The organism is Streptomyces corallincola (assembly GCF_019104725.1).
Taxonomy (GTDB): Bacteria; Actinomycetota; Actinomycetes; order Streptomycetales; family Streptomycetaceae; genus Streptomyces; species Streptomyces corallincola.
Genome location: NZ_JAHRXF010000004.1, coordinates 238,814 through 264,319 on the forward strand (window position 1 = coordinate 238,814; position 25,506 = coordinate 264,319).

Here is a 25,506-nt window from a genome sequence, read left to right on the forward strand (position 1 = left end):
GGGTTCGCACATGAGCGAACTTTTCGGCACACTTTCCGACGGCTCGAAAGTGCACCGCTGGACGCTGGAGCGCGCGGGTGTCCGGGTCCGTGTGCTCACGTACGGCGGGATCGTGCAGTCGCTCGAAGCACCCGACCGGGACGGCCGGGTCGCGGACGTGGTGCTGGGCTTTCCGGAGCTGGACGGCTACGTGCGCCATCCCGAGCCGTATCTCGGCGCTCTGGTCGGCCGGTACGCGAACCGCGTCGCGGGCGGCCGTTTCCCGCTGGTCGACCGGGTGTACGCGCTCGCGCGCAACGCGGGCCCCAACTCCCTGCACGGCGGCGAACGCGGCTTCGACAAGCGGGTGTGGGACGCCGAACCCGTCGAGCACGGCGTCCGCCTCCACCGTGTCAGCCCGCACGGCGAGGAGGGCTTCCCCGGCCGTCTGGACGTCACCGCGACCTACACGCTGCTGGAGTCCGGCGCCCTGCGCGTCGCCTACGCGGCGACGACCGACGCGCCGACGGTCGTGAACCTCACCAACCACTCGTACTGGAACCTCGCGGGCACGGGGACGACCGCCGCCCACCGTCTGCGCCTGTCCGCCTCCCGCTACACCCCGGTGGACGCGAACCTGATCCCGCTCGGCGGCCTGGAGGACGTGACGGGCACGGGGTTCGACTTCCGCGCGGCCCGCGAGCTGGGTACGACGCCCTACGACCACAACTACGTACTGGACGGGGGTGCGGCTCCGGCCGCCGAGCTGTACGACCCCGCCTCGGGCAGGACCCTGACCGTCACCACGTCCGAACCGGGGCTCCAGCTCTACACCGGCGACCACCTGGCCCCGCCGCACGCCCCGCGTTCCGGCGTGGCCCTGGAGACCCAGCACTTCCCGGACTCCCCGAACCACCCGGCGTTCCCGACGACGGAGCTGCGCCCGGGCGAGCGGTACGCGTCCTGGACGACGTACGCCCCGGGGTGGAGAAACTGAGCCCCGGCCCAGCCGTCAGGTCCCGACCGGGGCATCCACCCCGACGCTAACCTCCCCACCCCCATTCCCCACTCCCCCCTACGAACCTTTCACAACACCCGCCCGCCCACCGACCTGGGCGGGGCTGTCCCTCGGATCTCCCCCGCGCCCCCGGGAGCCGCCGTCCGTCACGCCTGGCGGGCAGCAGTACGCCCCGTGGCGTTCCTCTCGCGGTGAGGGGATACTTCCCGCGGCTCGACCCCCCGGTACCCCACGGCGATGGAGGACTCAGGATGGCGACGGCGCGGATGAGGACGGCGGTAGCGGTGGCGGGGACGGTGCTGATGGGCGGAGTGGTGGGTCAGGGCGGGACGGCGAGTGCGGAGCCGGGGCCGGCGGCTGCCGTGGGCACGGTGGAGGAGCAGCGGCTGGAGCAGGCGGCGCCGCAGGAGATCCTGAGGCGCTCGGGGTTCGACGGGGTCGCGGGGGACTTCGCGGCAGCGCTCGGCGGGACGCGCTCGTACGCCCAGGCACAGCGCGTGGTGAGCCGGGAGGGAACCGCACTCTGGCGCCGTGCGGTGGACAGGGTGCAGGGACGCGGCCCGGCGGGCGGCGACCTGAGCCGGGACGACGACCGGCCGTTGTACTGGGCGCGGCTGGGGATGACGAGGGAAGTGCGCACCTGGGAGGCCGAGTTCGCGCTCAGTGAGGATCAACGGAGCGAGCTGCTGGCCCAGTTGGATCGGACCTCACGCGGCCAGGCAGACCTCACCTGGCCGACCGCCCACCACGAGGGCCGCATTCTCCTGACCGGCTTCGACCCCTTCACCCTGGACAGGGACATCCGCATCTCGAACCCGTCGGGGGCGAGCGCGCTGGCCCTGGACGGCACGGTGGTCCAGACCCCGCACGGTCCGGCCCGGATAGAGACGGCCGTCTTCCCGGTCCGCTGGGCGGACTTCGCGGAGGGGGTCGTGGAGCGGGCCCTGCGGCCGCACCTGCCGAAGCTGGACCTGTTCACGACCGTCAGCCAGGGCAGGATCGGCAGGTTCGACATCGAGCGGACGAACGGCGCGTGGCGTGGCGGCTTCGGGGACAACGACAACGCGTCGTCCACGGGGACGGTACCGGTGACGGACCCGGCGTCGCAGCCGCAGTGGACATCGAGCACGTTGCCGTACAAGGAGATCGTGGCGGCGGGCACCGGCCGCTTCCCGGTGTTCGACCACACGGAGGTGACGGAGATCCCGGCGGGCGGGACCGCGCCGGTGGTGCGGCCGGACGGCCCGACGGCCGGTTCGCGGGCGCGCGCGGGCGGCGGGGGTGACTATCTCTCCAACGAGATCGCGTACCGGGCGACCCTGCTGCGCGACCGTCTCGGCCTGCACGACACCCTGCCCGGTGGGCATGTGCACACGCCGGTGCTGCAGTTCGGCGCGGACAACGCGAACCCGGCGACGGGTACGGTCACCGACCCGGACTTCGTGCGCAACCGGCTGGACATCGTGGCCCAGGTCCGGGCGGTCGTCACGGTCGCGGCGGGAGAGGCGCTGAAGGGGCCGACGGATCGGCGGGAGCGGCGCTGAGCGTCGGGGCCTCCTCCCGGGCCCGGCCCGACTCGCTCTCCTCGCCCAGCAGTTCACGGGCGAGGAGGGTCGCGCCCGCGACCGCGCCCGGCATCAGGAACACCGCGACGAAGGGGACGAGGAAGGCGAGGCCGAGGGGGACGCCGTAGCCCCAGACCAGCAGCTTGCGGGAGCGCAACAGGCGCAGCCGGTCGCGGAGTTGGATACCCCGGCGCTGGAGGGCGACGGCGGCGAGTTCCTCGGTGAGGAAGAAGCCGGTGACGAAGAAGCCGAGGACGGGTACGACGGTCTGACCGACGACGGGGAGGAACCCGGCGGCGAAGAGGAGGATGCCCCAGAGGGCGGCGCGGACCAGGATGCGCAGGCTGTCGCGGGCGGAGATCCAGAGGTCGCGCCAGAACGGCAGACCGGATTCGGGGGCGGTGCCCTCGGGCGAGACGTCGGCGTCCACCTTCTCGGAGAGCGCCTCGTAGAAGGGCTGGCCGACGAGGAGGGTGACGGCGGTGAAGGTGAGGACGGCCAGCAGCAGGCCGAGCGCGAAGAGCAGGGCGGTGAGCAGGCCCCGGAAGAGGCCCTGCCAGGGGGAGGACCAGTCGTCGGCGAACGGGGTGGCCCAGGAGATCGCGTCCGTGCCCCATATCGCCAGCGCGGTCAGCGCCGCCGCGTAGAGGACGAGGGTGATCAGGCCGGGCAGCAGGCCGAAGCCGTACTGCTTGCCGTGCCGGGCCACCCAGCGCTGGCCGTTGAGGAGATGACCGAAACCCGCCCCGAGATCACGCATGGCCAAGACTTTACCGGCGGTTCACGACGGTCCGGCCCGTGCGCGCACCGACCCGTACGGCACCCTCACGCGTCCGGCACACGCACGCCCGCGCGTCCGGCGCGCGCCGGGCTCACGCGTCCAGCATCCGCCGCAGCAGGTCCCGCAGGGTGCGCCGCTCGTCCGCCGAGAGTCCCGCGAGGGGTTCGCGGGCGAAGCGGAGGCCGTCGCGGAGGTCTCCGGCGACCCGGCCGCCCTCCTCCGTGACGGCGGCGAGCTTGACCCGCCGGTCGTCGGGGTCCGGGCGGCGCTCGACCAGGCCGCGCGTCTCCAGCCGGTCCACGATGCCGGTCACGTTCGACGGTTCGCAGCGCAGCCGCTGTGCCAGCTTCCGCATCGGGAGCGGTTCGAGGGACAGCAGGCCGAGCAGGCGGGCCTGGGCACCGGTGAGGGTGTGCGCGGCGGCGGCCTCCTCGTAGTCCGCGTGGTACCGGGCCACCACCTCGGCGATCAGCTGGACGACATCGAGGGTCAGCTCGTCCGGACGGGGGTTCTGGGGCGTGGCCATGCCGACAGCGTACCCCGATTACTTGACAGCATGAAATATTCAGGTGCACGGTTGTTTAAGGAAGTGAAGTAACTGAAGTGACCGAAGCACACGAGAGGCGCGTCATGATCAACCGCGAGTGGCACCTGCTGAGCCGTCCGGTCGGCTGGCCGAAGCCGGAGGACTTCGCCCTGGTGGAGACGGAGGTTCCGGCGCCGGGGCCGGGGCAGGTGCTGGTCCGCAACAAGTACCTCTCCGTGGACCCGTACATGCGCGGCCGGATGAGCGCGGCGAAGTCGTACGCGGCGCCGTTCGAGCTGGGGAAGGTCATGCAGGGGGGTGCGGTGGGCGAGGTCGTCGCCTCCGAGGCGGAGGGGATCTCCGTCGGGGACCACGTCCTGCACTTCCTCGGCTGGCGGGAGTACGGCGTCCTCGACGCGGAGCAGGCCGTGAAGGTGGACGCGGACGCGGCTCCCCTCTCGACCTACCTCGGTGTCCTCGGTATGACCGGCCTCACCGCCTACGCCGGGCTGCTGCGGACCGCGTCCCTCAAGGAGGGGGACGTCGTCTTCGTCTCCGGCGCGGCCGGGGCGGTCGGCAGTCAGGTCGGGCAGCTCGCCCGGCTCAAGGGTGCCTCCCGCGTGATCGGCTCCGCCGGGTCGGCCGAGAAGGTGCGGCTGCTGGTGGAGGAGTACGGGTTCGACGCGGCCTTCAATTACAAGGACGGGCCGGTGAGCCAGCAGCTGCGTGCCGCCGCGCCGGACGGGATCGACGTCTACTTCGACAATGTCGGCGGTGATCACCTCGAAGCCGCGATCGGGTCCCTGAACCTCCACGGCCGGATCGCCGTCTGCGGCATGATCTCCGTCTACAACAACACCGAGCCCGCTCCCGGTCCGCGCAACCTCGCCCGGCTCATCCAGACGCGCGGCCGCATCGAGGGCTTCCTCGTCGGCGACCACTACGACCTTCAGCCCCAGTTCGTCGCCGAAGTGGCCCCCTGGGTCGCCTCGGGTGCCCTCAAGTACCGGGAAACCTTCGAGGACGGCATCGAAAACACGGTCCCCGCCTTCCTGGGCGTCCTCCAGGGCGCGAACACGGGCAAGATGCTGGTCCGCCTCTAGCTTTGGAGTCCGTCGGGGCTGGCGGCGCAGGTGGACTTTGCCCCAGCGGGCGGTGCCGGGAGGCCCTTCCACCGGAAGGGCCTCCCGGCGTGTTTCAGTGTGTTCCCTTCATCCGGCCGAACCACGAGGGATCGTCCATCCGCCCCTCGTCCTCGTGCCACTGCGGGGGCCCGGAGACGACGAAGCTTCTCAGTCCGTCACCCAGGACATGGAGGCGGCCCGGAAGGACCTCAAGGCCGTAATCGAGGGCGACTTTCATGCATTCCTCGTCGTCAGCCCGACGAATTACCAAACCCTCGTAATAGGGGCGCAGGACCATGAGGCCGACGTTGCCGAAGTGGATGTCGATACGCGTCTCTGGCGGCATGTCCCTGCTACTGCGGAGCAGAAGCCGGCGGTGCCCCACGGTGTACTGCCACACCTTGAAGTACCTGTCCGAACGGAACACCTCGGAACCGGCCGAGCCCGGAATCACTTCAGCTCCCACTGTTCAGAGCACCCCAATCGGGCTCAGGGATGTGCACTACCTTGCCCTCTTTGCTGTAGAACGTAATGTTGCGCCACTCGAAATTCTCCAACTGGGTCTGAAATCCAATCTGCCCCATTTCCCATTGAGTGGCCGCCCAGTCGCCTGAGCGCCAAGCCCTGTAAGCGAGCTCATACTGTTCGGCCGGGGTTTCCCAGTTCGTGCAGCTTCCCGGAAGGCTGGTTGAGGGCGTTCTGTGCGAAGGTGTACATGCCCGGGCCGCCCAGCCTGAGCGCGTCGGCCATCAGGCACTGGTCGAAGCGGAGTTGCTCGTCCGCGGTGTCCTCGTACCAGTCGTCCGGCCGCTCGCTCGCGTGAGCCCCGGCCAGGCGCGTGGCGAGTTCGGGCGGAACGGCCAACGTGGCTACCGCTGCCAGAACAGCGGCGAGCGGAACGAAGACGCCGAACCGTCTGCGTCTGCCAGGCCCTGATCTTGAGAACATGGATGATCTGGAACGCAAGGGTCCCCCTCGGTCACATGACGACCGGCCGAGGCAGGCCCCCGCTCACGGATACAGCAATGCGGCCGGCCGCTCTCGCGGCGCGGCGGCAGAACCCCTCCCCCGTGAACGGCCACGCTCCCCCGGCCGCTGAAAGATGCGCGCTCGCACGGCGGGACTGGTCATGGTCCCGAGGAGCGCCGGGCGATCGTACGTGAACCGAACATGCTTCCGTAGATCCATTTGCCGCGCGCGGCGAGCACGTTGGCGGGAACGCGACGATCGGCGAAACGGCTCGTCAGACGGACGAAGCCCAACCGGCAAGTTTTTTCTGTGCACTTGCTGTGTGCGTGCTCTGCGCATGCCTCTGCGGGTGACGCAGCGCCGGTTCCACTATGGCTTGATCACGACCCCGGGAGCTTTCCTGGTCAAAACGGTCGGACCCGGTCTCGACCGCTCACGTGCACCACCACAGCACCTGGGTGCAGCTCTTCGTGGGAGTTGGCCTGGTGGGAGGTGGGGACGGTGGGGCGGAGCTGGGGGGCGGTGGAGGGGGTGTGGTGGAGGGGCCGCCCGCGGGCGGGGGCGGGGCCTGGTCCCGGGTGGGGGTGGAGCCGGTCACGGGGGTGGACGGAGTGGCCGTGTCCGAGGGGGAGTCGGAGGCGGAGGGGGAGGTCGAGACCGAGGGGGACGCGGACTTGGAGGGCGTGACGGAGGGACCGCCGGAGGCGGGCGCGTCGGCCGGAGTCACCGTCGCCGGGTCCGTCACCCCGCCGGAGTCCACCGGCGCCTGCGAGGCGGTGGCCGGTTTCTGGTCGGAGAACAGCGGCGCGTCCGTGCCGAGTTCGGCGAGACTCAGCCCACCCCCGGCAAGGACGAACGCACCGGCCACGAGGAGGACCCGCCGACGACGACGCCGGTGCGCGGCGGCCTTGCGGTCGCGCCGCCCGTCACCGGCGTCCTCGGACATCTCGTCCTGAGGATCGTCGGGAACGGCAGCCGCCACCTCCGCGGCCTCTTCGGGCGCGGTGGGCGGATGGGCCGGGGCGCCGCAGCCGGGACAGGCCAGGGCGCCGTTGAGGTGCCGTTGGCACGGGTGGCAGAAGTCCATGACGCCGGAAGAGTAGATTCCCGGCGCGCCCGCTTCCTAGGCGCACATGTGAAGATTCGGTGCGGGAGTGAGTGAGTACCGGAACGCGGTGGCGGAACTGTCACCGCTTCACCCCATTGGTACCCCCACCAGCACGGCACCGGACCCATACATGCCCCACCCCTCCCCCACGCACACGTGAACCACCTCACACAGCACACGAGTTGAACACCACCGCGTGCGCCCGCGTACACAAGGGCGGCCCGTGCTCCCCCCGCACGGGCCCCCTTACCGGAGGTCCCCTTTGCCTGACAACGTCACCTCGTTGTTCCGCGGCACCGCGACGCACAGCCCCTCGATGGCGGCGCTGGCGCGGGAGAGCGACGGGTCGGGCCCGCTGGACTTCTGCATCCCCTGCAACCCGTACTTCCCGACCCCGGCCATGTTCGCGGACATGGCGGCGCGGCTGCCCGAGATCCTGACGTACTACCCGAGCAGCGCCGACACGGTCACCGCCGAGCTGTGCTCGCTGCTCCAACTCCCGCCGCAGTGCGTGGCGATGGGCAACGGCTCGACCGAACTCATCACCTGGATCGACCACTTGCTGGTCCGCGAGTCCCTCGCTGTCCCCGTCCCCACCTTCGGCCGCTGGACCGACCAGCCGATGGAGACCGGCAAGCGGGTGGACATGTTCCCGCTCCAGGAGGCGAACGACTTCGCCCTGGACCTGGGCAGATACGCCGAGTTCATCCGGGCGCGCGGCACCCGCGCCGCCGTGCTGTGCAACCCGAACAACCCCGATGGGGGCTACCTCCCCAAGCAGGCCGTCCTCGCGTTCCTGGACGAGATGACCGACCTGGACCTGATCGTGGTGGACGAGTCGTTCCTGGAGTTCGCGGACGCGGAGGCCGATCCGAGCGTGGCCCAGGAGGCGATCCTGCGGCCCAACGTGATCGTGCTGCGCAGCCTCGGCAAGAACTTCGGTCTGCACGGCATCCGCTTCGGCTACCTCGTCGCCAACCCCGCACTGGCGGGCCGCGTCCGCTCGATGCTGCCGAAGTGGAACCTCAACTCCTTTGCCGAGCATGTGGTGTTCATGCTCCGCGACCACGGTACGGAGTATGTGCAGAGCCTGCTCCACGTGCGCCGCGACCGGCTGGAGATGGCGGGCCGCCTCGCCATGCTGCCCGGCCTCACGGTCTACCCCTCCCAGGGCAACTTCCTCTTCGTACGGCTGCCCGTAGGCGCCGAGGGCACCGTCGTCCGTGACCGCATGCTCACCGAACACCGTGTCCTGGTCCGCGAGTGCGGCAACAAGATCGGCTCCTCCAGCCGTTTCCTGAGACTCGTGGTCCGCCCCAGGGCGGACGTGGACCGCCTGGTGTCCGGCATGGAACAGGTCCTCTACGGCACCGGCCAACAGCCTGCCGCCATACCCGAGTTGAGCGCAGGAACCGCCTACAGCGCGGGTACGGCCGCCATCGACCGGCTGATGAACACCACGACCAACGGAGCGGGCATGCGGCAGGCCGCCGCCGCTGCCGGCTCCGTACCGGGGCTCCCCACGGCCCCGGCCGCCGGTATCGGCATGCCACTCCCCGCCGCCGCACCCCCACAAGGCGGCGGCATGCCGATGCCGGCGACCGCTCCCACCCCGCAACCCCTCGCCCCGGCCGCCACGCACGAACCGGCGCCCGTTCCCCCGGCCCCCATGCCCGCCGCGACGCCACCCCAGGTTCCGGCCCAAGTCCCCGTCCAGGCACCCCCGTTGGTTCCCCAGCAGGTCCCGGCCGCCGCCGTGCCGAGCGGGCTCACCCCGCCCGGCGTCCCCGCGCGCGGCGGCCTCACGGCGGCCCAGGTACGCGGGATGACCGCCCCCGCGCCCCCGGCCGCCCCCGCCGCCACCCCCGGCCAGCCGTCCGGTCTGACCCCCGCCCCCGCCACCGGCTGGCCCAACGCGCAGAGCTGGCCCAACGCGGCCGGTACGGCGTAACAGCGGCTGCTTCTAGGCCAGTTCGGGCTTCCGGTGCGCCCGGGTCACCCACGACGGCACGTCCACCTCGGCGCGTACCGTCTTCCCCGGCGACTCCCGGTCCACGACCTCCCACCGGTCCGCCATCGCGTCCACCAGCAGCAGCCCGCGCCCCTTGTCCGCGAGCACCCCCGGCTCCTTCAACTCGTCCGGTCCGGGCGGCCGTTCGGCACACGTGTCACTCACTTCCACGCGTACGGCACCGGGCAGGTACGTCAGCCGTAAGGCGAAGTCCCGGCCGGGACCCGCCCGTGGGTCACCGCGTTGGCGGCCAGTTCCGCGACGATCAGCGCGACCGCCTCGGCGGGCCCACTCGTATACGGAATGCCCCAACTCTCCATCTGGGCCACGGCAAGGCGCCGTGCGAGCCGCGCACCGCGCGGGGTGGAACTGAGCCGCTGGGTGATCGTACGCACGGTCACCGGTGAAGGTGCTGTCATGCGGGCCACTCTGAGGGGCGCACGGAGGAGCGCGCCATACTCGCCCCGTGTACACCGCGGCGGCGTACACAGTCACACACTGGACAGTACGCGTCACCCGGCGTGACCATGTCCCGCATGGGCAGTGGAACCGGCGAGCCGGAATCTTCGGACAGCATGCGGACGTTCGGCGCTGTACTGCAAGCGCTGCGCCAGCATTTCGGATACTCGCGGGACGAGTTCGCCGGTCTCGTCGGCTTCTCCGTCCACACGATCGTCTCGATCGAACTGGGCCGCAGGATGCCCGACAAGGACTTCGTCCTGGCCGCAGATCGAGTCCTGGGCAACATGGGCGTACTCAAGCAGGCGACGATTCACCTGCGGCGGCTTCCGGGGCTGGCTTCGTGGTTTCGCATCTGGGCAGAGCTGGAGCGCGGGGCGATCACGCTCTACACGTACGAGTGCCGGATGATTCCGGGGCTCCTCCAGACAGAGGCGTACGCGCGAACGCTGTTCACAGAGCAACTGCCGCCCCTGGACGACGGCCAGATCGAGGCACAGTGGGAGGCGCGGGCCGACCGTCAGCAACTGCTCCGGGACCAGCCCAACACGGCCTTCGGGTTCATCCTGGAGGAACACCTTCTCCGTCGGCAGACCGGCGGACCCGAGGTGACGCGCGAGCTGATCGACCACATCCTGGAACTCAGCGAACTGCGCCATGTGGAAGTCCAAATCATGGCCACCAAGCAGGAGTCGCACGCCGGACTAAGGGTTGTCCCGTAACTGCTGGTCACGAGTGAGATGATCTTGATGTGGCTGGTGTGATCACGACGTCCGAGCCGTCCTGGATAGGTCCGTTCACTGGGCTGAGCCCTCGGTGCTTCGGCAAGTTGGTGACCGCGGTCCGGCGCGAGCATGCGGCCGATGCGCATCGCGGACGACCGTGGGGCCTCCCGCTGGAGGACCGTCTGTTGCTGGTCGCGGCGTACTGGCGCACGAACTTGACAATGCGCCAGCTTGCACCGCTCTTCGGGGTCTCCAAGTCGGCCGCCGACCGGATCATCGACCATCTCGGGCCGATGCTCGCCCTGCAGCCGCGCAAACGGTTCCGCAAGGACGCCGTGCTCACCGTCGACGGCACGCTGGTCCCCACCCGGGACCACACGGTGGCCGAGCAGTCGAAGAATTACCGCTACTCCACGGCCCATCAGGTCGTCAAGGATTGTTTGCGCAGGTCAGAAGCTTTGTCCATGAGTTCCGCGACATCTGACACGACGAAGCCGCCCGCCGTCCGGCACCCACGGGGGCCGGACGCCGGGCGGCGCCGATGCGGTCTACTGAGATGCGGTCTACTGAGGGGTGAGGGTGAAGGACTGGGCGGTGCCGCCGGAGCATGTCCATTGCTGGAGGCGGGCGCCGTCGGCGGTGGAGACGTCGGTGACGTCCAGGCACTGGGCGGGGTTGCTGCGGGGTGTCAGGGTGTACGTGCCGCCCGCGCCGGGAACCGGCTTCCACTGCTGGTTGGTGCCGCCGCCGTAGGACCAGAGCTGGATCTTCGCTCCGTTGCCCGCGCCTGCGCCGCCGGTGATGTCCCAGGCGGCGTTGGCCGCGTTGCGGCTGACGACCTTGTAGTAGCCGCTGTCGGTGGGCTGGAACTGCCACTGCTGGTTGGTGCTGCCCGGCACGCAGGACCACTGCTGCACAGCGGCGCCGTTGGCGGTCGAACCAGCCGCGTCGTCGACGCACTTGCCGCTGTTGGCATTGGTGACCGTGTACCACTTCGCCGGGTCGACAGGCCCGGTGCTACCGCCGCCTCCGCCTCCGCCCGTGCCGGCGTCCGGCCAGATGTACGTGCCCACCGTCTTGGCGGGCAGCGTGCTGCTGACCTGCTGGCCGGCGGCCCGCAGCGTGAAGGGCTGGTCGGAGCCCGTCTGGTTGACCACGACGGTCACCAGGCTGCCGTCGGGGTTGAGGAAGGCGACGTTGGTGACATTGCCGCTGTTGCCGTTGTTCGTCTGGACCCGGGTGGCACCGCGTGCGATGAACTTCGAGAACTGGCCGACGATGTAGTACTCGGGCAGCGCCCAGTACGTGTCCGGGTTGCTCGGCGACTGGATGAACATGGTCGGGTCGGGGGCGCCGGACCACTGCTCGGGGCTGCGGTTCTGGTCGAGCATGGTGACCCAGTCCTGGTACATGATCGACTGGTTGCGGAAGTACTGCACGATCCGGTCCGCGCCCGCGGTGCCCCACACGGCGCGCTCGGTCATGGCCACGTCCTTGGACGGGTAGCTCGACTTGACCTGTCCCATGGAGGACGGATCGCCGCCGTAGTCGTGGAAGGCGATGCCGTCGACCGAGTTGAACGCGCTGCTGGGCGAGCCGGGGTTGCCGAGGACACCCGCGGTGTAGGACGGGCCGTCGCCGAAGTTGTGGTCGAAGGCCCAGATCTTGGTCGCCGAGGCGCCGTTGCCGTTCAGCTCGGTGCGCAGCGCGGTGGCGATCCTGCGCTCCTGGTCGGCGGTGAGCGTCATGCCCGGGTAGTCCGGCGGCGAGAACAGCGGTTCGTTCTGCATCGTGACGGCGTACAACGGCAGTCCCTGGCCGGCGTAGGCGGTGACGGCCTTGCGCAGGTACGTGGCGAGCACGGGGATGTTCGAGTCGGGGAGCGAGCCGCCGATCAGGCTGTTGTTGTTCTTCATCCAGGCCGGGGGGCTCCAGACGCTGCCGAACAACAGCAGGTTCGGGTTGATCGCCTTCGCTTCCTTGAGGACCGAGATGATGTTGTAGTCGATGTCCTTCTGGATGGAGAAGCGCGACAGGCTCGGGTCGGCGGCACCGTCGTCGTAGGTGTAGAACTGCCGCGAGGTGAAGTCACTCGAACCCAGCGGGATACGGGCGATGTTGAACCCGGCGCCGTTGACCGGGTCGACGAGCTTGCGCAGTGCCGCGGTACGCGCGGAGGCGCTCATCCGGGACAGGTTGTAGACCGTGGACTCCTCCAGCGAGGAACCGACGCCCAGGACCGACTGGAAACGGGTGGAGGTGTCAGCGGTGATGGTGGCCGTGCCCGAGGCCGTGACCGCGGTGAGGTCGGACTGCCGCGACAACTGGTACCGGGTCGAGGCGAGTCCCGCCGCCGGGTTGGTGAACCAGTTCGCGTTGGACGGGCCGAACCCCGAGGCGGTCGACTCCGAACTGAAGTACACCTGAACGGGAGCGCCGACCGCCTGCGCCGACGGTGCGTTCACTGTGGCCAGGGCAACGGGCGCGAGCAGCGCGCCGACCGCCGTCGCGGTCAGCGCGAGCGTGGCCCGACGGCTGCGCACCACGGGAGCGGCGGTCCGGGAGCGCGGTCGCCGCCAGTGGGGGTGTCTCAGAGGCACGGAAACTCCTGATCGGGTGTGGGATGCCGTCTGCCGCTCGGCGTGAGCCGGTGGTACTCGCCCGTCCGACGCCGGGCGTGCGGTGCGGGCGGTGGATCGAGCAGGGGGTTCCGAAGGCGGGGGGCTGATGCGGCTGCGGTGGACGGTCAGGGGGATGACACATGGGTTTCACAGCTTTTTACAAGCCGTGAATTTAAAGGGGCACTGAGGCACCGTCAACCCTTCTGTCCAGGCGGGCACATCGGGTGTGGTGTCCCTGGGCGGGCCGACGCGCCGTCCCGGGTACGCGTACGTCGGCCAGTCGGCCATCCACGCCCGCACCGCCGACGGATCATCAGCGCCGCCATCGCCGCGGCCCTGGACGCTCCGGAACCAAGCATGGAGTCGATCGCCGAACGCGCGGGGCTGGGGGCTTCGACGGTCTACCGGCACTTCCCCTCCCGCGACGACCTGATGGAGGCGGTCCTGTCGGAACTGATCTCCGCGGTGCGGGAGAACGCGGCACGCGCCGACGACATGGACGACGCAGCCGAAGCGTTCCGATTCGTCTTCGCACAGAGCTGCGTCATGCCCGAGTCGCACGTGCGCGCCTTCGCCGACATCGCCGCAAGCAGCCCCCGGCTCGGCGCCCACGCCCAGCACCTCATCGAGGAGACAGTCAGGCCGGTCACGGAGCGCGCGCTTGAGATCAACCGACTGCGTGATGGCCTGAGCGTCGCGGACGTCGCGGCGCTCGTGCGACTCGTGGACGCCACAGACACGCCGCAACGTCGCCGCCTCGCCACCGATCTCCTCCTCGAAGGGATGCTCCGCTGACGGCTCGCCCCCGATCAGCGTGACGGCTGAAATCCCTGTCGCTCCACAGCACGGAGCACATCCGAGACGAGGGGGCGCATCCGCGCGGCCAATGCCCGGGGTGACGGCAGGAGGACCGCGTCCATCAGATTGAGCGGCGGGGATCGTTTGTCATCGTCATGACTCCGTGCGAGACATCGATCGTCAGAGCGGGAAGATCCTCGTAGCTCATGAGATGGTTTCCTGTCGCGTCTGGTCCGAGGTCGAACTGGGCCTCGAACCAGGCCGCTCACCCGGGCGTTCGCTGGCGCTGGAGCCTGGCGCGGCGCGCCCTCCGGGACGCGCCGCGCCCTCCGGGACAATGTCCGCACCCGCGCCCCCGCATCGGACCGGACCCGGAGGTTCTCCCCTTGGCGCTCACCCGACGTACCTTCAGCGCGCTCGCCGGTTCGGCCGCGCTCGGCCTCGCCCTGGGCGGGAGTGCCGGGCCGGGAGCGTTCTCCGCGTTCGCGGCACATGTCGTACCGACCGGTCCGGCGCCCGCGCCGCCGCGCCGGGACGGGAAGCGGCACACCATCGGGTACGACCGGAACTCGCTGATCGTGGACGGGCGGCGGATGGTCGTCTGGTCGGGCGAGATGCACCCGTTCCGGCTGCCGTCGCCGTCGCTGTGGCGGGACGTCCTCCAGAAGATGCGGGCGCACGGCTACAACACGGTCAGCATCTACGTGGCGTGGAACTACCACTCCCCCGCGCCCGGCCAGTACGACTTCTCCGGCATCCGGGACCTGGACCTGTTCCTGCGGATGGCGACCGAGACCGGGATCTACGTGATCCTGCGGCCGGGGCCGTACATCAACGCGGAGGTGGACGGCGGCGGCTTCCCCGGCTGGCTGACCGCGACGAAGGGCACCGCGCGCAGCTCGGACCCGACCTATCTGTCCCACGTGGACGAGTGGCTGACGCAGGTCAACCGGATCGTCCGGCGCCACCTCTTCACCCAGGGGCTGGGCACCGTACTGCTCTACCAGATCGAGAACGAGTACGACTCGTTCGTGCGGGAGGCGCGGGGGCGGGACTACATGTCCCACCTGTACAAGAAGGTGCGCGCGGACGGCATCGACGTACCGCTGTTCCACAACGACAAGGGGCGCAACGGGTACTGGACGCCCGGGTCGTTCGACATGGGCGGCGAGGAGGGCGGCTGGCTGTACGGGTTCGACGGGTATCCCTCGCCGTCCCAAGTACCGCCGGACTGGGGGACGTTCGGCAAGGGCGGGGCGACCGGGGGGACGACGGCCTCGCCCGACACCCCTGGTTTCGTACCGGAGTTCGGGGGCGGCTGGTTCGACCCGTGGGGCGGGTCGTGGTTCGACGGCGAGGGGTACGCGGGGTCGCGGCGCACCCGTGACGCGGCGTACGAGCGGCGGTTCTACCTGACCAACCTCGCCAACGGCATCACCCTGCACAACGTCTACATGACGTTCGGCGGCACCTCGTGGGGCTGGCTGCCCGCGCCGGTGGTGTACACGTCGTACGACTACGGGGCGGCCATCGACGAGGGCCGCAACGTCGATCCGGCGAAGATGGCCGCCATGCACCAGATCGGTCATCTGCTCCAGCGCGTGCCGGACTTCGCGCGGCTGGACCGGGCGGCGGACGTGCAGGTGAAGGGGCTGAAGGTCTACCACCTGGTCAACCCGGACACCGGCGCGCATGTGTACGTGGCCCGCAACGACGGGTCGGAGCCGGTGACGGCCGAGGTGCCGACGGAGGGCGGCAAGCTGCGGGTGACCGTGCCCGCGCGGGACGCCCGGCTGCTGACCAGCCACCTCGCCGTGGGCCGCCGCACCCTGAAGTCGGCCACCGCCGCGCCGATGCTGCGGCTGGCCACCGGGCGGCTGGAGATCGCGGCGTTCGCCGGACGGTCCGGGGACATGGCGGAACTGGTGCTGAACTGCCCGGTCGAGCCGAACGTGTGGCGGCTCGACCCGGAGGCGGCGTGGGCGTACGACCGCAACGAGGCGCGGATCAGCGCGCCGCTCGGGCAGGGCGGGCTCTCGCGGGTGCTGGTCCAGGGCGGCGAGACGGACATGCCCCTGCTGCTCCTGCTCGCGGACGACGCGACCTCCCTGCGCCTCTTCCCGTTCGACACCCCGACCGGGTCGGTGCTGGTGTACGGGCCGAAACTGGTGCGGCACGCCGAGGTGCGGGGGTCGGAGGTGCGGCTGACCGGTGACCTCACGGACGCGTCCGAGATCGAGGTGTGGGCGCCGCGCGGGGTGACCGCGCTGGTGTGGAACGGGCAGCGGCAGCAGACCCGGATCACCACCTCGGGCAGTGTCATGACCACCGGGCAGGTCCCGGGCGCGCCGGAGGTTGCGCTGCCCGCGCTGGGCGGGTGGCGGACGCGGACCGAGAACCCGGAGGCGGGGCCCGGCTTCGACGACTCCGGCTGGCGGCGGGCCGACCGGACGACGACGTACAGCACGACCGCCGTCCCCGAAGGCCGTCCGGTGCTCTTCGCGGACGACTACGGGTTCCACTACGGCGATGTCTGGTACCGGGGTTCCTTCGCGGACGCGTCCGGGCTGACCGAGGTCACGCTGCCCTACTCGACGGGTACGCAGGGGCTGCTGATGGCCTGGCTGGACGGGGAGCCGCTGGGCACGCACCGGATGCCGGTGCCCGACAAGGACGTGACCATCCGCAAGGGGAGCTGGGATGCTTCCCCGGCGTTCGGCGTGCCGGAGCGGCTGCGGACGCCGGGGCGGCATGTGCTGTCCGTGCTGGTCCGGCGGATGCAGCACGACCAGGACGGGAAGGCGCTGGACACGCACAAGGTCGCGCGCGGGCTGACGGATGTGCGGTTCGCGGGTGCGGCCGGGGGCGGGCCCTCGGTGGCCTGGCGTATCCAGGGCGCCGCCGGGGCGGACCCGGAGCGGGGGCCCATGAACACGGGGGGCCTCTTCGGTGAGCGCTCCGGCTGGCACCTGCCCGACTTCCGGGACGGCGACTGGGAGCGGGTGTCCTTCCCGCGCTCGGACCGACGCCAGGGCGTCACCTGGTACCGGACCGGCTTCCGCCTCTCCATCCCCTCCGACATCGACGCCTCGGTGGGGCTCCGTCTGACGGACGACCCGTACCGCGCCTACCGCGTCCAGATCTTCCTGAACGGCTGGAACATGGGCCAGTACATCAACAACGTGGGCCCCCAGCACACCTTCGTCCTCCCGAACGGGGTGCTCCGGACCCGTGGCGAGAACACACTCGCGCTGGCCGTGCTGTCGGAGTTCACGTCGGAGTCGGGTCCCGGGGATGTCCAACTGGTGCTGCTGGGGCGGGCGTTGGGTGGAGTGGGGGCGGTGCCGGGCGGCACGCGGTGAGTCTGGACCTCCAGTTGGTGCTGCTGCGGCGCATGGCGGATCACAACCCCGAACTGGTGGACGCCGCCCGCCGCACCCTGGGCGCCTCCGTCGCGGAGATGCGGGAGACGAACCGGCGCTGGCAGGCGATGGTGCGCTCTCCCCGGTCCCGGTCGGCCGCCGCACGGTACCGCTCGGTGCTGGGTGAGCCGGAGTCGGTGCTGCGGCGGCGGCTGGGGGACGTCGAGTGCGAGGCGCGCCGGTGGGCCCTGCCCCTCTGGCCCGGCCTGCGCTTCGAGATCCTGGTGTCGCCCGAGGGTGCCGTCTGGAACGAATGGCTGGTGCGGGCACCGGGAGCGGATGTCCCGGTGCTGCGCACGCTGGAGGACCTGACGCCGTGGTCCTGCACGGTGGAGGAGGCGGCGGCCTTCCCGCCCGCCCGCCCGCTGGAGGGCACCGCCCCCACCCGCTGGGGCCTGGCCTTCACGGCACCCGGCGTGGACGGCGTCCGCCGGGAGGTGGCCGCGGAGTTCACCTGGGGGCTGCTGCAACGGGTGGGGGTCCGGGCGTAGGTCCTTTCGGGGGCGTGCTCAGAGCTTCGCGCGCTTTCGGGGGCGTGCTCAGAGCTTCGCGCGGTAGGCGAGCTGGACGGCGCTGAAGCTCTCCAGGCCCCAGTGGCCGCCCTCGATGCCGACGCCACTGGACTTCCAGCCGGCGAAGGGCTGGTGCGGGGCGAGGGCGACATGGGTGTTGACCCAAGTGTTGCCCGCTTCCAGGCGCCGCGCGACCTCGGCGGCACGGTCGGTGTCGGTGCCCCAGACGGAGGCGCCGAGCCCGTAGGCGGAATTGTTGGCGCGCGCCACGGCCTCGTCCACGCCGTCGAAGCTCATGACGGGCAGCGCCGGTCCGAACTGCTCCTCGTCCACGAGCCGGACGCCGTCGGACACGCCGGTGACGATGGTGGGCTCGTAGAAGAAGCCGCCGCCGGGCACGGCACGGCCGCCGGTGACCGCCGTACCGCCGGACGCGAGGGCCTCGGCGACCAGGTCGGCGACCCGGTCGCGCTGGGCGGCGTTGTTGAGCGGGCCGAGCTCGGAGGCGGGGTCGAAACCGTCCCCGACCTTGGCCGCGCGGGCCCGCTCCGCGAGGGCGTCCACGAGCGCGCCGTGCACCCGCCGGTCGGCGTAGACGCGCTTGGGCGCCACGCACGCCTGCCCGTTGTTGTCGAACGCGGCGGCGAAGAGGCGTTCGGCGGTCCACTCGATGTCCGCGTCCGCCAGCACGACGGCCGCGTCGTTGCCGCCCATCTCCAGCGTCAGCGGGGTGAAGCGGGGCGCGGCGGCCTGCGCGATGGCCCGGCCCGTCGCCGTGGAACCGGTGAAGGTGATCTTGCGGACCAGGGGGTGGCCGGTCACCAGCGGTCCGAGGTGGTCCCGGCCCGTCACGACGTTCAGCACACCGGCCGGGAGCACTCCGGCGAGGATCTCGCCCGCGAGCAGCGTGGACAGCGGGGTGTAGGGGGACGGCTTGAGGACGACCGTGTTGCCCGCCCGGAGGGCCATCGCCAGCTTGGCGACACCGATGTAGACGGGGAAGTTCCACGGGGTGATCGCGGTGACCACGCCGAGCGGGCGCAGTACGGCCTCGGCGTACGCCCGGTCGTCGTCCTGGAGGGTGGTGCGGGGCAGGTCGAGGCCCGCGTAGTAGTCGAGCCACATCCCGGCGCCGAGGACCTCGCCGTGCGCGAGGCGCAGCGGCTTGCCCTGTTCGGAGGTGAGCACGGGGGCGATCCGCTCCGCGGCGGCGGAGAGGGCGGCGGCGGCCTCGCGCAGCGCCGTCCGGCGCGCGGCCTCGTCGGCGGCCCACGCGGGGAACGCGTCGGCCGCCGCGCGGAACGCGAGGTCGATCTGCGCCTCGGACGCCTCGGGCGCGAGGGCAAGGGTCTCGCCGGTCGCGGGGTTGGTCACGGGGAAGCCGCCCGCTCCTTCGTGGGCCTCGCCCCCGATGGTCATCCGGGTGCCGAAGGTGTCGATGGTCGTCATGACGCCGAACCGCCTTTCGTAAGATTCTTCGATCTAAAGACGCTTACACGGTACAGGCGGCCCGGGGTGAATGTATAGGTCTTCAGAATTTAGACTCTTTCACGTACGGTGGACTGCATGGAAGCAACGTCGTCAGCCGCGCCGCCGGTCCCCCCGAGCGCGCACGTGCTCGTGGAGATCGCGAACAGCCGCGCACTGTCGGTCCGTCCCGATCTGCTGGCCACCCCCGCCGAGGCGGTCGCCCTGCTGCGGACCCTCGCGCTCCTGCCGGAGGGCGGCACACCGACGGAAGCCGACCTCGACGAGATCCGGGAGTTCCGGAGCGTGCTCAACCGGCTCCTGGCCGGTGGCGAGGACACCGAGGTCCGGACGACGCTGAACACGCTGGCCCGACGGGTCGCCCTGAACGCGGACTTCACCTCCGAGGAGGCCACGCTGACGGCCGCACCCGGTACCGACCGCCCGCTGGCCCGACTGGTGATCCACCTGTTCCGGACCGTCAGCGACAACACCTGGCCCCGCGTGCGGCTGTGCGCCAACGAGGAGTGCGCCGCCGCCTTCTACGACACGACGCGCAGCCGGACCCAGCGCTGGCACTCGTACACCGACTGCGGCAACAAGAGCAATGTCGCGGCCCACCGCGCCCGCGCACGCGCCGCGAAGACCGGCTGACCCGGCGCTCCCGCGCGCCCCCGTTCCCCTTGAGCCGAGAGGCGATCCCCGTGTCCTCCCTCCCCCCGGAATCCGGCCGGATCGCGGTCCGCGCCTTCGGCGGACCCACCGCGCTGTTCACGTACGGCGGCCTGCGGTTCCTGACCGACCCGACCTTCGACGGCCCCGGCGACCACGGCGGGCCGGGCCGTCCCGTCCTGACCAAGACCACCCCCTCCACCGTCGATCCCGCCACGCTCGGCGCCATCGACGTCGTCCTGCTCTCGCACGACGAGCACGCCGACAACCTCGACACCTCCGGCCGTGCGCTGCTCGGCGAGGTCCCGCTCACCCTCACCACCCCCGACGCCGCCGGGCGGCTGGGCGGACGGCTCGGCGACGCGGTGCGCGGGCTGGCGGACGGGGAGTCCGTCCGGCTCGACCGGCCGGACGGGGGCGCGGTCACCGTGACCGGCGTATCCGCCGTGCACGGTCCCGGCGAGCGGGCCGAGGTCGAGCCGCTCACCGGGCAGGTCGTCGGATTCGTCCTCACCGGCGACGGCCTGCCCACGGTCTACGTCAGCGGCGACAACGCGTCCCTCGACGCGGTACGCGACATCGCCGGGCGGTTCGCGCCCATCGACACCGCGCTGATCTTCGCCGGTGCTCCCCGGTTCCCCGTGCTCTTCGGCAACCGGCCGCTCGTGCTGGACAGCGCCGAGGCCGCCGAGGCGGCACGGGTGCTCGACGCCCGGCGGGTGGTCCCCGTCCACTACGACGGCTGGGCCCACTTCACCGAAGGGCGCGACGACCTCGAACGCGCCTTCACCGCGGCCGGTCTCGCGGACCGCCTGGAGTGGGCGCGCGAGTCCCCCGGAGACTGAGCCGCGCCGCCCGGAGACTGAGCCGCGCCGCCGGGGGGGGGCGGGGCGACAGCCGGGGGCGGGGCGGCAGCCGGGGGCGGGGCGGCTCGTCGTCCCGCTCCCCCGGCCTACGGCCGACGGCTCAGGCCGACGAGGGGAGCAGTGCGCGCAGCCGGGCGTGGGAGACCGCCTCCGTCAGGGAGGCGATGTCGTAGGCGCCGTGGTGGCGGCGGCCGTTGATGAAGAAGGTGGGGGTGCCGGAGACGGTACTGAGGTCGGCGGAGTCGATGTCTTCCGAGATGCGGCGGGCGCCTTCGCGGCGGGTGAGGCTCTGCTTGAACTCCTCGGCATTCAGGCCCAGTTGGTCCGCGTAGGCGATCAGGTCCCTCACGGTCAGGGCGTGCTGGTTGGCGAGGAGCACGTCGTGCATCTCCCAGAACCTGCCCTGCCGGGCCGCCGCTTCGGAGGCTTCGGCGGCGAGCTGGGCGTTGGGGTGGACGTCGGTCAGGGGGGGGTGGCGCCAGACGTAACGGACGTCCGTCTCGTCGCCCAGGAGCTCGCGGACTGCCGGTTCGGCGAGGCCGCAGTAGGGGCACTCGAAGTCGCCGTACTCCACGACCGTGACCAGGGCGTCCGCCGGGCCGCGCACCCGGTCGTGGCGGGGGTCCACCGGGACGGCCAGGTCGGTGAGGGGTTCGGCACCGCCGAGGAGCGCGCGGGCGCGGCGGGCCGGGGGCAGGAGGCGGAGCAGGACGGTGCTGGTCCAGCTGAGGAGGAAGGCGCCCGGAATGGTCGCCAGAATGCCGATGCGGGCGCGGTCGAGGTCGGCGCCCCGGAACGCGATGGACGCGATCAGCAGGGAGACCGTGAAGGCGGCGCCCGCGATCGCGCCGCCCGCCGTGACCGCGCCCCAGCCGACGTTCGGCCGCAGGCGCCCGCCGGACAGTCCGCGTGCCGCCGCCATCGAGACCACGATGCCGATCACCTTGCCCAGCAGACACCCCGCGAGGATGCCGAGGGTGAGGGGTGAGGTGAAGGCGTCCGCGAGGGTCGCGCCGCTCAGTTCGATGCCCGCGTTGGCGAGGGCGAAGACGGGGACGAAGACGTAGCTGACCCAGGGCAGGAACTTCTGCTCCAGGCGTTCGTTCGGGGAGATCGTCTGCGCCAGCCCCTGGATCGCGGTGCGCTGGAGCTCGGGGGTCGGCTGCTCGCGGAAGAGGCGGAACAGTCGGCTCGCCCGCTCCAGGTCCTCGCGCGGGGCGGGGTAGGCGATCATCAGCGCGCCCACCGCGAGCCCGGTCACCACCGGGTCCACCCCGGCCTCGTGCAGGGCGACCCACGCCACCACGGCGGGCACCGCGCACAGCACTCCGCGCCGGACGCCCGCCAGCCGCATCAGCACGATGGCGAGCAGCGCGCCCACCGCGACCAGCAGCGCGGGGACGTGGATCGTGCCGCTGTAGAACACGGCGATCACCACGAGGGAGACGAGGTCGTCCACGACGGAGATCGACAGCATGAACGCCCGCAGCGAGGCGGGCAGCCGCCGCCCCAGCACCGCCAGGATGCCCAGCGCGAACGCGGTGTCGGTGGACATCGCCACACCCCACCCGTGCGCCGCCGCACCCCCCGCGCCCGCCGTGAACGCCAGATAGATCAGCGCCGGGACGACCATGCTGCCCAGTCCGGCGATCACACTGAGCAGCACCCAGCGCCGGTCCCGCAGCTCCCCCATGTCGAACTCGCGGCGCGCCTCCAGCCCGACCACGAAGAAGAACAGGCTCATCAGGCCCGCGTTGATCCACTCGTGGAGTTCGAGGGAGAGCTCGTACGAGCCGAGTCCGACCGTGAACCGGGTCGCCCACACCGTCTCGTAGGAACGCGCGTCCAGGTTCGCCCACAGCAGGGCCGCCGCCACCGCGACGAGCAGCAGGGCGGCGCTGCCGGTCTCGGTCTGGAGGAAGCTCCGCCAGCGCGCCGTGCTCTGCGCGGACAACGCCGCGTCCCGCGCGGACCGCGCGGCACGCCGCGGGGACGGCCCCGCACCGGTGTCACCCGTCCCGCCCGTCCCGTCACCGTTCACCCGGCCGATTATCCGACCGCCGTCCCCACCCGGCACGGCGTGCGCCCACCGGAGCCGGTGCTCCGGTGGGCGCACGCCGTACGTACCTCCCGTACCGCCTACTTGCCGACCGTCAGCAGATCCGCCAGCTCGACACGGGTCAGGAACTCGCGGCGGATGCGGTCCGCCACGTCCGAGACCTCCTCCGAGCCGTCGTTCGCCGGGTCGATGTGCACCCGGTAGGGGCGCTCGCCGTCGGGGAGACCGACGATCCGGGCGATCTCGTCGGAGACCAGGGAGGCGTCGGCACCCTCCGGCGCGAGGGCCGCCAGCTTCTCGGAGACCTGCTCGATGAGGCCCGCGTACCGGGTCTCGTACTCGGCGACGGTCTTCTCGTCCTCCGGGTGCCCGGAGTGCGCGAAGTGGTTGGTGCCACTGGTGAAGGAACCCGGCACCACGATCGACGTCTCCACGCCCCAGCGGGCCAGCTCCGCCGCGTAGCTCACCGCGAGGGAGTCCATCGCGGCCTTGGCGGCGAAGTACGGGGCGAGGTAGGGCGGGGTGCCGCCCTTGACGCTGGTGCTGGAGACCCAGATGACCAGGCCCTTTCCGGCGGCGCGCAGGTGCGGGAGGGCCGCGCGGTTCACCCGCTGGGTGGAGAGGACGTTCACGTCGTACAGCGCGGCGAGCTGTTCGGGGGTGAACGCCTCGGCCGGACCGGTCACCATGTGGCCCGCGTTGTGGATCAGCACGTCGATCCGGCCCTGCTCGGCCAGCACCCGGTCCACCGCCGCGTCCACGGACTGCTGCGAGTTGACGTCCAGCTCCACGGCCCGCAGCTCGACGCCGTGCTCCTGGGCGTACGCCTCGGCCGCCTCGACCTGCGGGGCGTTGCGGGTGTCGGTGTGACGCATACCGGCGTAGACGGTGTTCCCGGCGTCCGCGAGGGCGCGGGCGGTGAGGGCGCCGAATCCGCTGGAGGCTCCGGTGATGACGACGATCTTGCTCATGGCTGAGTCCCGGTCTGTGAGCGTTTCAGAGGGGTGGAGGTGGAGGGAGTGGGGTGCGGGTGCGAGCCCGAGTGCGGGCGCGAGCCCGAGTGCGGGCGCGCGGGGCGGGGCCTGTGATCAGGCGAGGCCACCGTTGGGGAAGACGACCTGGCCGTTGACCCAGCGGCCCGGACCGGCGAGGAAGGCGACGACCTCGGCGATGTCGTCCGGGAGGCCGAGACGCTCCAGCGGGGCGGCCTTGGAGAGCTTCTCGATGGTGGCGTCGTCCTTGCCGTTGAGGAACAGCGGCGTGGCGGTCGGGCCGGGGGCGACGGCGTTGACGGTGATGTCCTTGCCGCGCAGCTCGCGGGCGAGCACCGGGGTCAGCGCCTCGACGGCACCCTTGCTCGCCACGTAGGCGCCGTAGGTCGGGAAGAGCAGCTTGGTCACCGAGGTGGAGAAGTTGATGATCGCGCCGCCGCCGCGCACCCGGCGGGCCGCCTGCTGGGAGACCACGAAGGTGCCGCGCACGTTGGTGCGGAAGACGCGGTCCAGTTCGTCCAGGTCGAGGGTGGCGATCGGGGACAGCGGCATGACGCCCGCCGTGTTCACCACGATGTCCAGGCCGCCGAACTCGCGCTCCACCGCGTCGAACGCCTCCGCCATCGCGTGCTCGTCGGCCACGTCGCCGCCGACGGCTATCGCCCGGCCGCCCGCCGCGCGCACGGCCTCGACGGTCTCCTCGGCACGCGCCTTGTTGCCCGCGTAGTGGACGCCCACGGCCACGCCGTCCTTGGCCAACCGCTCGACGACGGCGCGGCCGATACCGCCGGAACCGCCGGTGACGAGGGCGACACGGGGGGTGTTGGTGCTGGTCATGCTGGTCTCCTAGGGGTGTTGTGCAGAGGTGTTGTGCGAGGGATGTCGTGCGGGGGTGTCGTGCGAGGGGCGCGATGTCTTGAGTTCTGGGGCCCGGGTTCGGAGTCCGGGTTCGGAGTCCGGGTTCGGGTCCGGGTTCGGGGTCCGGCTACTCGCCGGGCTCCGGTTCTCCCGAGTGCGGGATCTGCGTGAGCCACTGGTCCAGCAGGGCCGCCTCGACCGGGGTGAACGGCTCCGGGGTCAGCTCCCCGAGGCTCGCCCGCAGGGTCGTCACGGCCGAGGTGCGGGCATCCCGTACCGCCGAACCGCCGGATTCCGCGCCGGGGGCCTCCACCAGGATCGCCCGGTGGATCGCATCCCGCACCAGGGTGGACACGCCCTGGTCCGGATAGAGCGTGGGGCGGGTGACCAGAGCGAGGGCGATTCCGGTGTTCGCGGCCATCACCATCTGGGTCGCGGGCTGCGGCGGAACCCGCAGCCTCCCCTCGGCCGCGAGGCGGTTCAGCACGTCCCGCAGGATGCGGATCGCCTCCTCCACCGCCTGGGGCACGGTGCGCAGACCCGGCGCGAACATCAGTTTGTACGCGTTGGGATGGGTCAGCGCGAACGCCGTGTGGCTGTCCCAGCCGGACCGGAGGTCCACCACCGGGTCGGCCGACTTCTCCGCCTGCCGCTTGCTCTCCAGGTACTGGTCCCAGATGTGGTCCACGGTCGAGGAGAGCAGGCCCTCCTTGTCACCGAACAGTCGGTACAGCACCGGCTGCTGTATCCCGGCCGCTTCGCACACGGCGCGAGTGGACACGTCGCCGGTCGCGGATTCGTCGAGAAGCCGTGCGGCGACTGAGATTACCGTCGCTCTTGCGTTCATGTAATCGACGATAACAGCATCGGATCGCCGATTACAAGTGCTTGTTAGCGACGATATTTATCGGCGCTACGAGCGGCGGCGTGAGCGGCGGGACGGAGCGGGGACGGACCCGGTGGTTCCGGCACGC

General features: G+C 71.2%; 20 protein-coding genes and 3 pseudogenes. 11 read left to right on the forward strand and 12 right to left on the reverse strand.

Annotated elements, in window-relative coordinates; translation table 11 throughout:
• Positions 1-10 precede the first annotated feature (10 nt).
• Both KUM39_RS05380 and KUM39_RS05385 read left to right on the forward strand, forming a co-directional pair.
• Positions 11-976, forward strand: coding sequence for an aldose epimerase family protein (locus KUM39_RS05380; protein WP_217784206.1), 966 nt, complete (start codon positions 11-13; stop codon positions 974-976).
• Positions 977-1,263: 287 nt separating this feature from the next.
• Positions 1,264-2,541, forward strand: coding sequence for a pyroglutamyl-peptidase I (locus KUM39_RS05385; RefSeq protein WP_246619600.1), 1,278 nt, complete (start codon positions 1,264-1,266; stop codon positions 2,539-2,541).
• Here KUM39_RS05385 and KUM39_RS05390 read toward each other — a convergent pair.
• Both KUM39_RS05390 and KUM39_RS05395 read right to left on the reverse strand, forming a co-directional pair.
• Entirely contained in the window at positions 2,483-3,322 is an 840-nt protein-coding gene (locus KUM39_RS05390; RefSeq protein ID WP_217784208.1) for an EI24 domain-containing protein, read from the reverse strand. The two genes, KUM39_RS05385 and KUM39_RS05390, sit on opposite strands and share 59 nt — an antisense overlap.
• Before the next feature lie 112 nt (positions 3,323-3,434).
• Complete coding sequence (locus KUM39_RS05395; RefSeq protein ID WP_217784209.1) at positions 3,435-3,869, reverse strand: MarR family winged helix-turn-helix transcriptional regulator; 435 nt, start codon at positions 3,867-3,869, stop codon at positions 3,435-3,437.
• A gap of 104 nt (positions 3,870-3,973) precedes the next feature.
• On the opposite strand from KUM39_RS05395, the gene KUM39_RS05400 reads away from it, so the two are divergent.
• A complete protein-coding gene (locus KUM39_RS05400) occupies positions 3,974-4,972 on the forward strand; it encodes an NADP-dependent oxidoreductase (RefSeq protein ID WP_217784244.1) in 999 nt (332 codons plus the stop codon).
• A gap of 94 nt (positions 4,973-5,066) precedes the next feature.
• Here KUM39_RS05400 and KUM39_RS05405 read toward each other — a convergent pair whose 3' ends face one another.
• The 3 genes from KUM39_RS05405 to KUM39_RS05415 form a co-directional block, all read right to left on the reverse strand.
• Entirely contained in the window at positions 5,067-5,459 is a 393-nt protein-coding gene (locus KUM39_RS05405; RefSeq protein ID WP_246619601.1) for a hypothetical protein, read from the reverse strand.
• 170 nt (positions 5,460-5,629) lie between these two features.
• Positions 5,630-5,857, reverse strand: a complete 228-nt coding sequence (locus tag KUM39_RS05410) for a hypothetical protein (protein ID WP_217784210.1) — start codon at positions 5,855-5,857, stop codon at positions 5,630-5,632.
• 538 nt (positions 5,858-6,395) lie between these two features.
• A complete protein-coding gene (locus KUM39_RS05415; RefSeq protein ID WP_217784211.1) occupies positions 6,396-7,049 on the reverse strand; it encodes an SCO2400 family protein in 654 nt (217 codons plus the stop codon).
• 283 nt (positions 7,050-7,332) lie between these two features.
• On the opposite strand from KUM39_RS05415, the gene KUM39_RS05420 reads away from it, so the two are divergent.
• Positions 7,333-9,021 (forward strand): aminotransferase class I/II-fold pyridoxal phosphate-dependent enzyme, encoded by a 1,689-nt coding sequence (locus KUM39_RS05420; RefSeq protein ID WP_217784212.1) that lies wholly within the window; start codon positions 7,333-7,335, stop codon positions 9,019-9,021.
• Between the two features lie 12 nt (positions 9,022-9,033).
• Here the strand turns inward: KUM39_RS05420 and KUM39_RS05425 are convergent.
• Positions 9,034-9,500 (reverse strand): annotated as a pseudogene (locus KUM39_RS05425) (ATP-binding protein).
• Positions 9,501-9,617: 117 nt separating this feature from the next.
• On the opposite strand from KUM39_RS05425, the pseudogene KUM39_RS05430 reads away from it, so the two are divergent.
• Together KUM39_RS05430 and KUM39_RS05435 are read left to right on the forward strand one after the other, a co-directional pair.
• Positions 9,618-10,247 (forward strand): annotated as a pseudogene (locus tag KUM39_RS05430) (helix-turn-helix domain-containing protein); the annotation flags it as partial.
• A 44-nt stretch (positions 10,248-10,291) separates the two neighbouring features.
• Positions 10,292-10,702 (forward strand): annotated as a pseudogene (locus KUM39_RS05435) (transposase family protein); the annotation flags it as partial.
• A 126-nt stretch (positions 10,703-10,828) separates the two neighbouring features.
• Here the strand turns inward: KUM39_RS05435 and KUM39_RS05440 are convergent.
• Positions 10,829-12,865 (reverse strand): RICIN domain-containing protein, encoded by a 2,037-nt coding sequence (locus tag KUM39_RS05440; protein ID WP_217784214.1) that lies wholly within the window; start codon positions 12,863-12,865, stop codon positions 10,829-10,831.
• Between the two features lie 378 nt (positions 12,866-13,243).
• Here KUM39_RS05440 and KUM39_RS05445 point away from each other — a divergent pair, with 378 nt between their 5' ends.
• From KUM39_RS05445 to KUM39_RS05455, 3 genes are all read left to right on the forward strand, one after another.
• Entirely contained in the window at positions 13,244-13,681 is a 438-nt protein-coding gene (locus tag KUM39_RS05445) for a TetR/AcrR family transcriptional regulator (protein WP_217784215.1), read from the forward strand.
• A gap of 389 nt (positions 13,682-14,070) precedes the next feature.
• Positions 14,071-17,046 (forward strand): glycoside hydrolase family 35 protein, encoded by a 2,976-nt coding sequence (locus KUM39_RS05450; RefSeq protein ID WP_217784216.1) that lies wholly within the window; start codon positions 14,071-14,073, stop codon positions 17,044-17,046.
• Between the two features lie 32 nt (positions 17,047-17,078).
• Complete coding sequence (locus KUM39_RS05455; RefSeq protein WP_308288041.1) at positions 17,079-17,597, forward strand: hypothetical protein; 519 nt, start codon at positions 17,079-17,081, stop codon at positions 17,595-17,597.
• Positions 17,598-17,645: 48 nt separating this feature from the next.
• Here KUM39_RS05455 and KUM39_RS05460 read toward each other — a convergent pair whose 3' ends face one another.
• Positions 17,646-19,067: an aldehyde dehydrogenase family protein gene (locus KUM39_RS05460; RefSeq protein WP_246619602.1), complete on the reverse strand. Its 1,422-nt coding sequence runs from the start codon at positions 19,065-19,067 to the stop codon at positions 17,646-17,648.
• A 117-nt stretch (positions 19,068-19,184) separates the two neighbouring features.
• Here KUM39_RS05460 and KUM39_RS05465 point away from each other — a divergent pair, with 117 nt between their 5' ends.
• Both KUM39_RS05465 and KUM39_RS05470 read left to right on the forward strand, forming a co-directional pair.
• On the forward strand, positions 19,185-19,739 hold the full coding sequence (locus KUM39_RS05465; RefSeq protein WP_217784218.1) for a CGNR zinc finger domain-containing protein: 555 nt from the start codon (positions 19,185-19,187) through the stop codon (positions 19,737-19,739).
• Between the two features lie 50 nt (positions 19,740-19,789).
• Complete coding sequence (locus KUM39_RS05470; RefSeq protein ID WP_217784219.1) at positions 19,790-20,602, forward strand: MBL fold metallo-hydrolase; 813 nt, start codon at positions 19,790-19,792, stop codon at positions 20,600-20,602.
• A gap of 121 nt (positions 20,603-20,723) precedes the next feature.
• Here the strand turns inward: KUM39_RS05470 and nhaA are convergent, their stop codons facing one another.
• From nhaA to KUM39_RS05490, 4 genes are all read right to left on the reverse strand, one after another.
• Positions 20,724-22,577 (reverse strand): Na+/H+ antiporter NhaA, encoded by a 1,854-nt coding sequence (nhaA, locus tag KUM39_RS05475; RefSeq protein WP_217784220.1) that lies wholly within the window; start codon positions 22,575-22,577, stop codon positions 20,724-20,726.
• A 185-nt stretch (positions 22,578-22,762) separates the two neighbouring features.
• Entirely contained in the window at positions 22,763-23,653 is an 891-nt protein-coding gene (locus KUM39_RS05480) for an SDR family oxidoreductase (RefSeq protein WP_217784221.1), read from the reverse strand.
• A 117-nt stretch (positions 23,654-23,770) separates the two neighbouring features.
• On the reverse strand, positions 23,771-24,511 hold the full coding sequence (locus KUM39_RS05485; RefSeq protein WP_217784222.1) for an SDR family oxidoreductase: 741 nt from the start codon (positions 24,509-24,511) through the stop codon (positions 23,771-23,773).
• 148 nt (positions 24,512-24,659) lie between these two features.
• Complete coding sequence (locus KUM39_RS05490) at positions 24,660-25,379, reverse strand: TetR/AcrR family transcriptional regulator (RefSeq protein WP_217784223.1); 720 nt, start codon at positions 25,377-25,379, stop codon at positions 24,660-24,662.
• Positions 25,380-25,506 lie beyond the last annotated feature (127 nt).